This window comes from Microcoleus sp. Pol11C3 (genome assembly GCF_036701485.1).
GTDB lineage: Bacteria > Cyanobacteriota > Cyanobacteriia > Cyanobacteriales > Microcoleaceae > Microcoleus.
In genome coordinates this window covers 1-14,360 of the sequence record NZ_JAUBQW010000151.1, presented here as the reverse complement: position 1 = coordinate 14,360, position 14,360 = coordinate 1, and the positions used below count along the sequence as shown (strand labels likewise).

Genomic DNA, 14,360 nt, shown 5'->3' with positions numbered 1-14,360 from the left:
TGGCACATCTCTTGATGAAATTATTCGTGCTTATTGTGCATGAATAGTGTCTCATACTTATTTGAAATGACTATAAGCCTCAGCAGCCTGCCCACAAAAAAGAGCGATCGTCCTCCCCTAGAAAAACAATCGCCCATTCACCTATAATTTCAATTAACATCAAGTCCCGCCCTTAAGAAACCATGCTGTACCATAATTCCACAGACCCCCCTAGCCTCTTTTTCACGAGGATGCCAGGGGGAGCTAAAGGCTCTGACGTTAGTTTTTCAAGTTGTGTGTACAGGGTAGCCCTTAAGAAAGGCGTGCCGGGGAATAAGCGGCCCTAATCGTCAAATAGTAAACTGGTACTACATAAGACGTTAAGTTGACACGAAGACTACTCGGCGACTTCAGCTTCAGCTTCCACTTCAGGTGCATCTGGCACATCTTGCTTGATTGTCAAATAGCGAATCACTTCTTCGCTCAGACGCATCGCGCGCTCCAGGGTAAAAATTGCAGCGCCCGGAGCTGTATAGTTCATTTGAACGTATACTCCGTCCCGGTGCTTGCCGATTTCGTAAGCCAAACGGCGCTTTCCACGATGCTGAGTTTCGACGCTTTCAGCACCTTGATCGCGCAAAATAGTTTGATATTTAGCGATCGCCTGGTCTGTCATTTCCTCACCCAAATCAGGGCGCAGAATGTACATAGTTTCGTAAATAAACGGTTTCATGGCAATAATCCCCTTATGGACAACAAGGCTTCTCACGAAGCAAGGACTTATTATCATATCCCAACAATGAACAATCTCAAAACTAAAAAACCAAATTCCCCAAACCACACTCCCTCGCCGTGGAGCACCCTGTGGACGTACAGCATGATGAGCGCGATCGCACTTTTAATGCTGTTTCCCCTGCTGTGGCTGCTCAGTACCTCCCTCAAATCCCCCAACGAAAACATCTTTCAATTTCCCCCGCAACTGTGGCCACAACAGCCAACCCTCGAAAACTTTATCAAAGTTTGGCAAACCAACCCCTTCGGCCGCTACCTGTTCAACAGCACCCTGATTGCCGGCCTCACAGTTAGCATCAACGTTTTCTTTTGCGCCCTCGCCGCTTACCCCTTAGCCAGACTCAACTTTCGCGGTCGCGAAGCCATCTTAATCACGATCATTTCCACAATCATGATTCCCTTCCAAATAGTCATGATTCCCCTATACATATTGACAGTACAACTCGGACTAAAAAATAGTTATTTAGGCGTAATCTTTCCCGGACTAGCCTCAGCCTTCGGCATATTTTTATTACGACAAGCATTCCTAGCAGTTCCCAAAGAACTCGAAGAAGCTGCCCGCATCGACGGCTGCAGTGAATTAGGCATTTGGTGGCACGTCATGATTCCGGCAATTAAGCCAGCTTTAGTCACTCTAGGAATTTTCGTATTTATCGGTTCTTGGAGCGACTTTCTGTGGCCGCTGCTAGTTTTAGACAGACCGGAATATTACACTTTACCTTTAGGCGTAGCCAATTTAGCCGGGACATTTTCATTAGATTGGCGTTTAGTTGCGGCGGGTTCTATTATTTCTATTGTTCCAGTTTTAGGACTCTTTTTGCTCTTGCAAAAATACATTGTGCCAACAGAAACTGCTGCTGGAGTCAAGGGATAGAATCAACACAAAAAATCGGCGTTTATCCGCGTTCATCTGCGGTTAAACATTAAAATCTTTTGAACTCACAACTCACAAAATTTATTTTTTCTGTACGAACTGCCATAGATCCACTGGATTATTGATCGCGCTGCGGTTGTAGGTGATAGATACTCTCATCGCTTTTGCAAATGCGATCGATGCCCAAGACTGGCAAAAATTGCGTCGCACCTAGCAGGCGAAAGAGATATCGACTCTTCGGAATTTTGAGGAATCAAACAACCTGTGGTAATTGTCAGCAACCATGCTGAAGTGCATGGCTATTTGCGGGGCAAATCGCAATGAAATCTCATTTACCACTGAAATGCGAGCTTATTTTTCCTAACTCAAAATTTCCTCCTACCTGGGAGTAAAAACGGCGCTAGGATAAGCAATCCGCTTGTGATTGAACTGTTCCCAAACCCGCACAAAAATCTCCGCAATTAGAGACATATCCTCCCGCGTCAAACCCGAATCAATCAACTGATTATCCTGCCAGCGAGCCCTCAAAATCCGATTAACCATATTCAAAGCTTCCTCGTGAGTAGCATCCTTGAGCGATCGCAAAGCAGCCTCGCAAGAATCCGCCAACATCAAAATCCCCGTTTCCCGCGACTGCGGAATTGGCCCATCGTAGCGAAAATCCTCCTCCCTCACTTCCCGACTTTGGATTTTTAACATTGTTAACTGTGAACCATCCGTATCTGCCAAAGCCATCTTTAAATCTTCTTGTTCTTTCGCAGCAATTTGCTGCGCTTGGTGATAGAAATAAGCAATTAACATTGTACCTTGGTGCTCGGGAATAAACGCCTGAATTGCCTTCGGCAATCGATGCTTCCGCGCCATAACCAAGCCCTCGCTAACGTGCTTTTTAATAATCTCCGCGCTCGCCCAAGGGTCATTAATTTCATCGTGTTTGTTACCCCCGCCCATTTGATTTTCACAAAATCCTAGCGGATCGTGCATTTTTCCAATATCGTGGTATAATGTGCCAGCTCTGACCAGCTCAACATTGCAGCCGAGTTCCCGGGCCGCAGCCTCCGCCAAACTCGCCACAAACAGCGTGTGCTGAAAAGTCCCCGGAGCCTCGGCAGCCAATTTCTTCAACAGCGGGCGGTTGGGATTGGCAAGTTCCGCCAGCCGAATCGGCGTAATCAAGTCAAAAACGTGTTCCAAATAAGGGCTGATGCCGATCGCCACAACGCTCCAAGCCAAACCAGCCAAACTTTGGGCGCCCACCGTACCGAGCACGACGTACCAAATAGCACCGGCAGCCGCGCTGGCAATCAAAGTCCCCACCAGATAAACCGTACCCTGAGTCAACCCAAGAGCCAAGCCCAAAAGAGCCAATTCCTCGCGCGATCGCAGCCGCCCGGCCATAAAAGCGCCCAGCAATCCCCCCGCCCCGCTAGCGACTAAATGAATCAACTCCACATTTAAGCCAACGGGCAGCAGCACCGACAGCAGCCCCACCACAGTCACTCCTACCGCCGAACCGTAGAAGCCGCCCGCTAAAATCCCGATCGCAGGCAAACTCGTCCAAGGCAGCCCCAAACTAACCAGCACCGGCGCGCTCAAAGTCAGCAGCAGCAACAGCAAATGATCTCTCCGGCGCAAACGGTAGTGTCTTTCCACCAGCAGTACGATCGCAATTGCCCCGCCCACTAAACAAACAAAACCCGCCAGCCCCAGCCAATTCACCCCCCGCCGGCTTAAACCAAAATAGTCCAGCAACACGAAATCTTGCTGCGAAATATCTTGTCCTTGTGCAACAATTATCTCGCCCTGATCTACTGCGATCATCACCGGTTTCACCTTTTGCGCCGCTAATTCAGCTAGCTGTTTGGTTTCCTCGCGATCTCTCACCAGATTTGGCTGCAAAATCGCTGTTAAACCCTCCACCGCCAAAGCTTGGGACTCTAACGGCACTTCATCAGCCACTTGCAGCTTCACGGCTTCTTTCAAAATCTCTTTTGGCAACCCCTGCGGGATACCTTGAGCCACCATCCTTTTTGCAGCCCGACTCATACCGGTTTGGGTTTTCTGCCAAGCTGCATCCGACAAATCAAACAGCGAAGTATCGTAAATCTGTGGGAACCCCAAAACCGACGGTTTTCCCAGCGCCTCCACAGCATTGAGATAGCGCCGGCGAGCAGAGGAAATACTGCCTGTCAGGCTTTGAAAATCTGCTGCCCGAACCTCACGGCTGTAAGCTTGCAGTTGAGCGATAGCATCTTGCTGAGACTTGTTATCTGTTGCCGCAGCAATTGCGGGGGAATCCAAACTTAATCGCTCGGAAGTTGCACTTTTGTCACCCGCTTGCGCCACAATAGATCGCCACTCCCACTCAGGACAGCCCCGCAAGTAAACCTGAGCAGCATTTGAGAGCGCCGAGGGACTCACAAACGGAAACGGGCCTACCGCCTCCCGCAGCTCGCTTCCCTGCTGCAAAAATTGTTGCAATTCATGATAAATTTGTCGATCGACCGCAGAATCCAGCATTAATATCGCTACAGCCCCGATCCGCGCTGCTTTCCGCTGTTCTTCAGTAGTTTTGTAATCGGGGATGCTAGCCGTAGCAGGAGCCTTAATCGTCTGAGGAGCTTTCGTCCCCACATCCAGTTTTGGCTGGTTGTAGAAGCGGTGGCCCAGAGTGCTGCTTAGGGAAACTACCGCTACGATCGCCAACATAGGGGAACGAGCTTGATTTTTGAGGCTTGATTTGGAGGTTTTACTTGTAAATCTAGTAGTAAAATTCTCGGGCAGAAGCCATTTCGGGTGCGACAAACGGCTCAGGAGAGGCCCGCCAGCGCGTGAGGTGGTATCTGCTTTGCTGCTGCCATTTTGCACTTTAGCAATGTGTTGGCGCAGTGAGCGCGCAGCCCCTAGCTGCTCAATCTGCCGCATCAATGAGGAGAGCGTATTCATTTGTGTCGAAGATATATCACTGTTATCCAGCAGCTTTGTCAGAAATTCTGACGGTGCATCTTGATTGAGTTTATCCGAACTACCCTGGCTGAATATTCAAACCCCCAGGCTACTTTGCCTGACTATCGCCAGCCGTTGGGTTCCTGACTGTTTTCCTGACTGTTTTCCTGACTGTGGCCGACAACGCAAGCAGCTTCTTTGCTTCCCTTGTCCATCTTGAACAAAACTCGGCCGTGAGGGCTAAAAACCCTGTTTCTCCGTAGATTCTTCGTTTCCCAACCCCATATTCTCGTAAAAACCTGGTGTTTTGGGGCAAGCGCGTCCGATTTAATTTTTTAGTTTTTAATCTTTAATTGTTGCTCTCCTTCGGCTTGCGTTTTTGACTTGTTAATTGCTAATTGCTAATTTCTCATTGCTAATTTATGCTTTCCCCTCCCTATTAAAAGCTCAAAAATTTATATTTTACGAGGTCTAATGACATAAGGTGCAGCCACCGATCGGGCTAGCGCTGCGGAATTAAGTCCGGCATCGGGTCTGTAAACTCCCGCCCAAACAGCAAACAGGTTATTTGCTAACTCTACAATTTTTGCATCGCTGCCAGTTCTCCAGAGCGAGGGTTCTCGGCCCTCGGCTAGCTGCTGGGATTTAACCTCAGCCAAAGATACCTGTCGCCATTCTACAGGAATCGCAGCAACGCCGTTATAGGCTCCAGACAAAGCTCCCGTCAAAGCACAGGTTATTTGTCCAGCTATGCCACAGCGGGCAGCACGCACCACTGACAAGCGCAAGTCTTCTGGGGTGTTCAAAAAGCAGTAGAAAGCTAAGGCAATGGGAATCAAATTTCCTGGGTTGACAATTGACTCGGTTTGTAATTTTTTCTCGCCTTCGCCCTGTCTTTCTCGCAAAGCTGTGGCGGTTTTGCACAGATGAGTGGTGGCTGTTTCTAAATCGGCTCCCTTTTCTAGTAGTATTTGCACTTGCAGCAGCAGCTCTGTTAAGGCATTATCTGTTTTCAGGTAAACAAGTGTTTGCTCGATCGCTGTCGCGGGGTCAAGTCTTTCTTTGAGCGCTCGGGCGATCGTATATGCTACTGCTAAAATTGCTGTTTCCCATTCTGGCTGGTTTTCGTTGTGCCAAACCTCTATCGCCAGCATGATTTTTTCTCGCAGCTTGGCTTTATTTTCGTGAAAAAACATCGCGGATGGCAGCGCAGCAACGGCAGCTTCACCAGGGTTAAGCAGGGTTTGAAACTCACTGTTGCCGGGATGGTAGATTTCCGACTTGGCAAATGCTTCCCAAGTATGGCGCCAATCTTTTAAATCTAAACCCCTACACCGAATTAAACTTTGAGCACACGCTACCGCAAGTCTCCCGGATGCAGATGAGTCTTTGCCAGTTGGGATTTTACTGTTGAGAGAATTCAACGCCAATGTTGCCCCTCTTAGGGTCAATTGTTGGTGTTTCGTCAGTTGTAAAATCGGCTGCAAGTCTTCTGTTTGTGGAGAAATACCCCCGAGTTGCCTCTGGTATTGCAGGCCTATAAAGTCTCCTAAAACTGCCCCCAGGATGGTTCCTTGAAACTTGCTCAACAGGGAATGCCGCATTTGAATTTAACTCAAGTGGTTAGTAATTGGTAATTGGTAAGTGGTAATTTAGAATTCTTCCTGGTTTGCTTCTTTGCCTAAGTCTTGTGATTAATTTGAATTCAACCCAAACATATAAGGGCTGGTTTTCCATCTAAAACCTGCCCTCATCCGATCGCTATAATCGGTAAATTTTTAATTTTTAATCAGGTAACTCACTAGAGCTTGCAACCCCAGCCGATAACTTTCTGAGCCAAAACCGCTGATTTGCCCGATCGCCACTGCTGCGATAAACGAGTGATGCCGAAAAGCTTCCCGCCGGTAAATATTGCTCAGATGAACTTCTACCGCAGGGATATTCACCGCGGCGATCGCGTCTCTAATTGCCACACTCGTATGAGTATAAGCTCCAGCATTAATCAATAAGCCTTGGTGCTGCCCTAACATCGAGTGAATTGCATCCACCAATACCCCTTCATGATTCGACTGCTGAATAGAGACTTGCACCTGGAGGGCTTGCGCTTCTCGTTCTAGCAACTTGTTGATATCATTTAAAGTTGCAGAACCATAAACTCCAGGTTCTCGCTGACCCAATAGATTCAGATTAGGGCCGTGAAGTACCAGGATATTTAACAATTTTTAAAATTCCCGCGCAACAAAAATTATGAGAGTTTAGACTTAGGATTTAGAACCTGTCTACAACCTCAAAGCTCAAAGCTCAAAGCTCAAACCCAGGGCCGACTACCGGCGATTCCTAGGTTGGTTGACAGGAATACGAATCGGTTCGAGTTCCGGTTCAGATTCGGGACTCAGCAGTCCTTCTATCAGCTTGCGAACCCATTCTTTAATTTGTTCCAGCACCTTTTCAATGTCTTCCATTGAACGGATAGCTCCTTTTTTTATAGTCTAGATTGCTAAACCGACGGCTAAATATCTGAAAACAAGCAAGCACGACTTTGAAACCAAAGGTCAAACTTGCTTTCTCGCTTGCTGGTTATTTTGAGCAATGGAGAGAGTCAGTATATTGGCCAATCAGTCCTATCTTATTATCATAACGAATCTTTACAGATAATCAAGAGGCAAAAGGAAAATTGCCGAATTATATCGGAGTAGAGAGTGTTAAATAAAGCTTAAGCTTACGGTTGACTGTTGACAATTGACCAATCGTAGGATTTTTTCTACGGTTTGGTCAACAATAATTTACGGCGGAGCCGATCGAGCGCCGTACAGCTACTCAGATTCCGAATCCAATCGCGGCCTCTGGCATCGCCAAAGCGGTATTCAAAACTTTCTGCGGATCCGTGGGGGCCCGCTAAACCAACATAAACCAGTCCGACAGGTTTAGCATCTGTGCCGCCTGCGGGCCCGGCGATGCCTGTAATGCTCAATCCCCAATTTGTATTGAGGCTGGCGCGAACTCCCGCAGCCATTTGTTTTGCCACTTGGTGGCTGACTGCCCCAAATTCGGCTAAATCTTGCGGATTAACACCTAATAATCCTTCCTTAATTCGATTGTCGTAAGAAATAATCCCGCCTAAAAAGTAGCAAGAACTGCCGGGAACACCAGTCAGCATCGCCCCCAATCCACCTCCGGTGCAGGATTCAGCCACGCTAAGAGTTTGCCCCGCATCGAGCAACAATTGGCCGACAGTCGAAGCCAGGGTATCGCTATCAGCACCGTAACAGTCCGAGCCGGCAATTTGCCGCAATTGTTGTTCGATCGGCTCAATCAAGTTTTTCGCAGCCACGGACGACTCCGCCCGGGCCGAAATCCGCAGTTTGACTTCGCCGTTATTGGCGTAGGGAGCCACAGTAGGATTAGTTAAATTGAGAAAACTATCTACTTTTTCCGCCAATGCCGACTCAGCAATGCCCCAAAATTTCAATGTGCGGCTGTAAATAGTGGCGCTGCACCAGCCGCGATTTTTCAGGTAAGGAACGGCAGTTTCTTGCCACATCAAGTGCATTTCCGCCGGTACGCCGGGAAATGTCATTACTGTCACGTTAGAAACCGGCTGCCAAATAATCCCCGGTGCCGAACCGCTGCGGTTCGGCAGAATGTCCGCACCTTCTGGAATTAAAGCTTGTTTGCGGTTGCTGGGACTCATGGTGCGTCCCCGCTGGGCAAATTTGTATTCGATATCTGCGATAATTTCCGGCTTTTCGATGAGAGGAACCCCAAAAAAATCGGCTATCGTTTCGACTGTCAGATCGTCGGGTGTGGGGCCCAGGCCTCCGGTGAAGAGCAAAAGCTGCGATCGACTGACGGCGATTTCTAACACTTGTTTGATACGTTCTGGATTGTCCCCCACCACTGTTTGATAGTAGTGAGGGATTCCCAGACTCGCTAATTCTTTGGCTAAAAACTGGGCATTGCTATTAAGAATATCGCCTAACAGCAATTCAGTGCCAACACAAATAATTTCAGCAACCATTATTCGATTTTAGATTTTAGATTTTAGAGTTGGGATTTTAGATTGGGGAATGACAACAGTCAACAGTCAACAGTCAACTAACTATCGAGCGTGTCTCCAAACTTTCCAGCTAGCATATCCCAGCAAACTTGTTGCACCCATAGCGTAAATTACGCCGCTCGGAAGCGAAAAAGCTAGGGCTAAACTTCCCACCCACAGTGTCAGCGAGTAAATAAATAAAACGGCAAATCGATGGGATAGTCCAGCTTCTAGAAGTCGGTGGTGGAGGTGGCGCTTGTCAGCAATAAACGGTGACTTGCCGTTGCGAAGTCGATCGAGAATCACCGCCGACATATCTAAAATCGGTACAGCTAAAATTAAATATGGCAGTAACACAGAAGTAACAGCCGTAGTTTTAACTAACCCAATTACTCCCACTCCAGCGAGAGTAAACCCGATAAAATAAGCCCCGCCATCTCCCATAAAGATTTGAGCCGGATTGAAGTTGTAGCGCAGAAATCCCAAGGCGCCGCCAGCCAAAGCCGCTGCAATCAGGGCTGCCGCCGGTTGGTGCATCGCCAGACTGACAATCAGCATTACAACTGCTGCAATCCCTGAAACTCCGGCAGCTAAACCGTCCAAACCGTCAATCCAGTTGATGGCATTCGCCATCCCGACGAGCCAAATCACGGTAATTGGCAAGCTCAGCCAGCCAATATTTGTCAGTCCCAAGGAGGGAACTGTGAGAAACTCAATTTGTACGCCTGCCATCCAAACGATGCTGGATACGCCAATTTGCATGAGCAACCGTTTTACGGCCGAGAGCGAAAATAGATCATCTGCTAAACCGATGAGGAAGAATCCGATGCCGCCGAGGGTGACTCCCCAAATTTCGTATTCGTCTTTGGGATTGAGAACTTGTCCGTTAGCATCGAGGAAGCCTCCAGAGAGCCAGACAAATAAGAGGGCAGTGAGAGTGCCGAGAAAGATGGAAACTCCTCCCAAGCGCACCATCGGGCGCTTGTGGACTTTTCGCTCGCCTGGCCGATCGACTCGCCCGCTTTTGAGACCAATTTTTTTGACTATTGGCGTACTCCAGAGGACGATGATCGCAGAAACCAGGAAAGCGAGTATGTGGTACAGATACTGATACGGCATCTGAAATCAATTTTAAATAGTGCGGGGCAATTAGGCTGTCAGGCAGAGTCTACTACATTTCAGATGGCTTATAACAAGGAAACATCTTTAAGAGCGACTGGGGGTTTGGGAGTCGGAGATTTGCCGCAATGGCAGTTGCCCTGGGGCGAATTGTCAGGTTTTTCATTCATAACTCTCGAATTAACGATTTGAAATATCGACTCTTTCGCGAGCAAAAAAGTCGATATTTGGCGAGCGGGCCCAGTTGAGCGGTATTTTTCGCAACCGACAAATACCGTTAGTCAAACCAGCCCCGCCCGACAAATATCTTTACTAAAAACCGTATGGGCGATCGATATTTTTGGTGAAAACCGCTTGTCAATATCGCTACCGGCAACTATCAATCTTTTCCTGCTCTTTTACCCTTTTACCCGTACACTTCCAACTACCAATTCCCCATTGCCGATCAGGAAAATTAAGCTAATGCCGGCACTTTCAAGTACAAGTGGGGATATAAGGGGAAGCGATCGCACAGTGCCGCAACTCGTCGCACACATTCGGCTGCGACGCTTTCATCATCTGGATTTAGCAGGCGATCGGCAATAATATTGCCAATCTCGGTAAATTCTGGTGTTCCCATTCCCCTGGTGGTCATAGCCGGCGAACCGAGTCTCAAACCGCTGGTGACAAATGGCGATGCCGGATCGAAAGGCACGGTATTTTTATTAGCAGTAATATTCACACCGCTGACTAATTGGTCCGCTAGCTTGCCTGTCATGTTTACCGATCGCAAATCAACTAGCATTAAGTGATTGTCCGTGCCGCCGGAAACGAGTTTTAAGCCCCGCTGCTGCAACTGTGCAGCTAATGCGCGTGCATTTTCAATTACTTGACCCGAATAAGTTTTAAATTCAGGCTTTAATGCTTCGCCGAAAGCTACTGCTTTGCCAGCAATGACGTGTTCTAAGGGGCCGCCTTGAGTGCCGGGGAACACTGCTTTGTCAAACTTTTTACCTAATTCCGGGTCATTAGTCATAATCAAGCCACCACGGGGGCCGCGCAGGGTTTTGTGAGTTGTTGTGGTGACTGCGTGACAGTGGGGGAGGGGGTTGGGGTGATGCCCTGTGGCGACTAACCCGGCGATGTGGGCGATGTCCGCGAGCAGGTAGGCTCCGATTTCGTCAGCGATCGCTCTAAACTTCTCAAAGTCGATAATTCGCGAATATGCTGAATAGCCACAAATTAGCAATTTCGGTCGGTTTTCTTTGGCAAGTGCCAAAATTTCGTCATAGTCAAGCTGTTCTGTTTCTTGGCTAACGCCGTAGTGAAAAGCTTTGAACCATTTGCCGGATACGTTGACCGGCGAACCGTGGGTCAAGTGTCCGCCGTGGGACAAATCCATGCCCATAATTCCGTCTCCGGGTTCCAGCAAGCTCAAAAATACTGCAAAGTTGGCTTGAGCGCCGGAGTGGGGCTGGACGTTGGCGTGAGCGGCTCCAAATAGCTGTTTGGCGCGATCGATCGCAATTTGCTCGATGCCGTCAATAAATTCGCAGCCGCCGTAGTACCGTTTCGCTGGCAGTCCTTCGGCGTATTTATTGGTCAGCACTGAGCCTTGAGCTGCCATTACCGCTGCGGAGGTAAAGTTTTCGCTGGCGATGAGTTCTAGGTGGTCTCGTTGCCGCTGGAGCTCTTGCCCGATTAAATCGGCAATGAGCGGATCGGTTTTGGAAAGGAATTCTAAGTTAGTGTCCGTCACAATAATCAACCTCTTGACAATTTTGGGATTGGGAATTGGGGATCTTATACCGTACTACGGATTTCGCACCATTGACATAAATATTACGTTGTGTTCAGGTTAAGCGGTTTGTCCCTAACTCCTGACATACAATGAAATTACTGGTGTGAAACCTGCCGGAGGTATCAAATGTTAGTCATTTTAATGGAAAATCAGATGCTTGCCCCTCAGTGTGTTTGCCAAGGTTGTTTGCTGGCCGATCGCACTGGCCAACCGCGCTGGAGCGGTGGAGAGCTTCGCTGCGGTCATCCAGTTGCTAAACCTACGGAAAATTTGCCCGATCGGTACGAGTGTCAAATGGGCTTCGTCATTGCCAATATTAAATAAGAAAGCCGGCCGTTGGTAGTTGAGGCTGCTCCCTGCTGAGTGAAAAGCAAGTTCCGGCAGAGTTGAAACACAAACCCTGCTGCTGCGTTATCCTGAGTTTAATGGAATTCATAGTTAATCGATCGACTCAGGAGAGTTCATTATGACTTGGCGCGGATCTACAACTGTTCCAGACCGGATTTTTGCTTCTTTGCCTTATTTGCTCCCGTTGGTTGACGGGCTTGCCTTTGGCAGGTTTCTGTTTACACAGTTTCCTGTCCTGCAACTGTTGTTGATACCGCTAGCTCCATTGATGCAAATTTATAGTTTGCCCTTTGCGAGCTTGATTATCTTCTTTGCGCTGTATTTAGGAGTAGTTAGAAACGAAAACATCAGTCACTTCATTCGTTTTAATGCGATGCAGGCGATTCTTTTAGACATTGTTTTGATGCTGTGCGGTCTAGTTTTGCCGATTTTTTCTAAAGGCGTCCAAGTCGCATTTATTGCGGAAACTCTGTATAACATGGTGTTTTTGGGCGCTTTTGCTGCATTTGTCTATGCAGTCGTGCAGTCGCTTTTGGGACGCTATGCAGAGATTCCTCCGCTTTCGGATGCTGTTTATATGCAGGTTCGTTAGTCAATTGGCAGTTGGCAGTTGACAGTTGACAGTTGACAGTTGTTGGTGATAATTAGCAATTACCAATTATCCATTACTAATAACTACTGTATTTTCAAGACTGCCGATGCCTTCAATTTCGATGCGGACTCGATCGCCTATTTGTAGCGGCCCCACTCCTTGCGGAGTTCCCGTGAGTATCACATCGCCGGGAATTAGGGTCATTATTTGACTGATGTAGGAGACGAGAAAGTCTGGGGAAAATACCATGCGATCGATCTGGGATGACTGTACCGGTCGCTCGCTCTCATTGACAAAAGTCTGCAATTGTGCAGCAGGACTCAGTTCGCGGACAATCCAAGGCCCCAAGGGACAAAAAGTATCGAACCCTTTAGCCCTCGCCCACTGGTTGTCCCGCTTTTGCAAATCTCTAGCTGTTACGTCGTTGGCGATAGTATAGCCCCAAATTTTGCTGTGTGCTTGTTCGGGAGTACAGTTGCTACAATGTTCGCCAATTACCAGGGCCAATTCTCCCTCGTAGTCTACCCTTTCCGACTGCTGCGGATAGCGAATCGCTGCACCTGCAGGGATGACAGCACTCGGAGGCTTGAAAAACAACAGGGGTTCTTCGGGTACTGGGGTTCCCATCTCGGCGGCGTGATCGACATAATTTTTACCTACGGCTACAATTTTTGAGGGAGAGCACGGGGCGAGAATTTGGTAAGTATCAGGTGAAAGTTCCAAATCGGTTGGTTGTCCCTTTAACCAGGGCGGTGCATCAAATACTTGAACGCTGTGGCTCAGTTGCAGTAAACCGTAATGGATGTGTCCTTGTGTTGTTTTTACTCGAACGTAGCGCTGGGCCATAGTATTTTAGATTTTAGGTTTTAGATTCTAGATTCAAAAAGACTTGTGCAAGTCCTAAATAGAATATATATAAACACGGATCTAGGGATAATTTCTGAAAATTTATTGCTCGATCGACCTTCTTGATTTTTGCTGTACGATTGTCAAATCGCTTTCCGTGCAAATTCCGTGCAGCGGTTTGTCCCAGGAGTCAACTGGTAGTTGGGGGCTCAAGGCAAATTCAAAGATAATGCCGATCGCAATTTTTGATTCCCACTCAGCTAAACTGAGCATTCGATCGTAATAGCCGCCGCCGTAGCCCAACCGATAGCCGCGAACATCGCAGCCTACAGCGGGTACGAGCATTAAATCTACTTCTGAGTAATCTATTTTAGGAGCATCCGGCAGGGGTTCGAGTATGCCATAAGCTCCAGTATGTAAAGCATCTCCGGGCTGCCAGAGGTGCCAGGATAGCTCTTTGCCGACACAGCGGGGAAATCCCCATTTGCAGGGAGTTACAAATAGGGGACTTAAATCTGGTTCTTGGCGACTACTGAAGTAGGCGAGGATTGTTTTTGCTTGGGTGAATAGGGGCGAGTTTTGCAGGCGGTTGCAGAGGCGATCGCTCTTTTGTCTCCATTCTTGTGTTGAGAGGGATTTGCGGGTGTTGAGGAGCGATTTTCTTAATTCGGTTTTAGTTAATGAAGGTTCAGCAGTATTCATATTTGCGATCGAATCTCTCGTTTGACTTCAAGTCACACAGGGGTTGAAAACCCCTGTCTCACAGCGAAACTCCTCTAAGAGAGGACTACAATTAATTGCATTTTCATCACATTTTGTAGTCGGTTAAAACCGAATTTAGCTTTGAGGCAGGGGTTGAAACCCCTGCCCGAATGTCGGAAAGTATCAACAAACTGGATTTGCTTAGCGGGTGACAAGGCACCTCTAGTCTAAACAGGACAAAGGTTTGAGAGAATGGTAAGGTAAAAAAATCATACGGAATCCGGTTGACAAAGGTCTACAACAAATCATCAATAAGTCAACCAATGATAATTGGTCAAAGCCTTAA

14 protein-coding genes are annotated in these 14,360 nt (G+C 47.9%); 4 read left to right on the top strand and 10 right to left on the bottom strand.

Annotated elements, in window-relative coordinates; all coding sequences use genetic code 11:
• Nucleotides 1-376: 376 nt before the first annotated feature.
• On the bottom strand, nucleotides 377-712 hold the full coding sequence (rpsF, locus tag QUA40_RS24340; RefSeq protein ID WP_333130653.1) for a 30S ribosomal protein S6: 336 nt from the start codon (nucleotides 710-712) through the stop codon (nucleotides 377-379).
• Between the two features lie 15 nt (nucleotides 713-727).
• On the opposite strand from rpsF, the gene QUA40_RS24335 reads away from it, so the two are divergent.
• Nucleotides 728-1,645 carry a carbohydrate ABC transporter permease gene (locus tag QUA40_RS24335; RefSeq protein ID WP_445301193.1) on the top strand — a complete coding sequence of 306 codons (918 nt, stop codon included), beginning with the start codon at nucleotides 728-730 and terminating at the stop codon, nucleotides 1,643-1,645.
• A gap of 378 nt (nucleotides 1,646-2,023) precedes the next feature.
• Here QUA40_RS24335 and QUA40_RS24330 read toward each other — a convergent pair whose 3' ends face one another.
• The 6 genes from QUA40_RS24330 to QUA40_RS24305 all read right to left on the bottom strand — a co-directional run bounded on the left by QUA40_RS24330 (nucleotide 2,024) and on the right by QUA40_RS24305 (nucleotide 9,746).
• Entirely contained in the window at nucleotides 2,024-4,591 is a 2,568-nt protein-coding gene (locus QUA40_RS24330) for an HDIG domain-containing metalloprotein (RefSeq protein ID WP_333130649.1), read from the bottom strand.
• 455 nt (nucleotides 4,592-5,046) lie between these two features.
• Nucleotides 5,047-6,195 (bottom strand): ADP-ribosylglycohydrolase family protein, encoded by a 1,149-nt coding sequence (locus QUA40_RS24325; RefSeq protein ID WP_333130647.1) that lies wholly within the window; start codon nucleotides 6,193-6,195, stop codon nucleotides 5,047-5,049.
• Nucleotides 6,196-6,369: 174 nt separating this feature from the next.
• Nucleotides 6,370-6,810, bottom strand: coding sequence for a type II 3-dehydroquinate dehydratase (gene aroQ / locus QUA40_RS24320; protein WP_138920973.1), 441 nt, complete (start codon nucleotides 6,808-6,810; stop codon nucleotides 6,370-6,372).
• Nucleotides 6,811-6,915: 105 nt separating this feature from the next.
• Nucleotides 6,916-7,053, bottom strand: a complete 138-nt coding sequence (locus tag QUA40_RS24315; protein WP_333130645.1) for a hypothetical protein — start codon at nucleotides 7,051-7,053, stop codon at nucleotides 6,916-6,918.
• 299 nt (nucleotides 7,054-7,352) lie between these two features.
• Nucleotides 7,353-8,609, bottom strand: coding sequence for a competence/damage-inducible protein A (locus tag QUA40_RS24310; RefSeq protein ID WP_333130643.1), 1,257 nt, complete (start codon nucleotides 8,607-8,609; stop codon nucleotides 7,353-7,355).
• 81 nt (nucleotides 8,610-8,690) lie between these two features.
• Nucleotides 8,691-9,746: an MraY family glycosyltransferase gene (locus QUA40_RS24305; RefSeq protein ID WP_333130642.1), complete on the bottom strand. Its 1,056-nt coding sequence runs from the start codon at nucleotides 9,744-9,746 to the stop codon at nucleotides 8,691-8,693.
• 63 nt (nucleotides 9,747-9,809) lie between these two features.
• Between QUA40_RS24305 and QUA40_RS24300 the strand changes: the two genes are divergently transcribed.
• On the top strand, nucleotides 9,810-9,938 hold the full coding sequence (locus QUA40_RS24300) for a hypothetical protein (RefSeq protein ID WP_333130640.1): 129 nt from the start codon (nucleotides 9,810-9,812) through the stop codon (nucleotides 9,936-9,938).
• Between the two features lie 262 nt (nucleotides 9,939-10,200).
• Here QUA40_RS24300 and glyA read toward each other — a convergent pair whose 3' ends face one another.
• Nucleotides 10,201-11,484, bottom strand: coding sequence for a serine hydroxymethyltransferase (glyA, locus tag QUA40_RS24295; protein ID WP_333130638.1), 1,284 nt, complete (start codon nucleotides 11,482-11,484; stop codon nucleotides 10,201-10,203).
• Between the two features lie 168 nt (nucleotides 11,485-11,652).
• On the opposite strand from glyA, the gene QUA40_RS24290 reads away from it, so the two are divergent.
• Entirely contained in the window at nucleotides 11,653-11,850 is a 198-nt protein-coding gene (locus tag QUA40_RS24290; protein ID WP_333031155.1) for a hypothetical protein, read from the top strand.
• A 142-nt stretch (nucleotides 11,851-11,992) separates the two neighbouring features.
• On the top strand, nucleotides 11,993-12,466 hold the full coding sequence (locus tag QUA40_RS24285; RefSeq protein ID WP_333130636.1) for a Tic20 family protein: 474 nt from the start codon (nucleotides 11,993-11,995) through the stop codon (nucleotides 12,464-12,466).
• 66 nt (nucleotides 12,467-12,532) lie between these two features.
• On the opposite strand, the gene QUA40_RS24280 is transcribed toward QUA40_RS24285, so the two are convergent.
• Entirely contained in the window at nucleotides 12,533-13,312 is a 780-nt protein-coding gene (locus QUA40_RS24280; protein WP_333130634.1) for a fumarylacetoacetate hydrolase family protein, read from the bottom strand.
• A gap of 102 nt (nucleotides 13,313-13,414) precedes the next feature.
• Nucleotides 13,415-14,014 carry a 5-formyltetrahydrofolate cyclo-ligase gene (locus QUA40_RS24275; protein ID WP_333130632.1) on the bottom strand — a complete coding sequence of 200 codons (600 nt, stop codon included), beginning with the start codon at nucleotides 14,012-14,014 and terminating at the stop codon, nucleotides 13,415-13,417.
• Nucleotides 14,015-14,360: the final 346 nt, after the last annotated feature.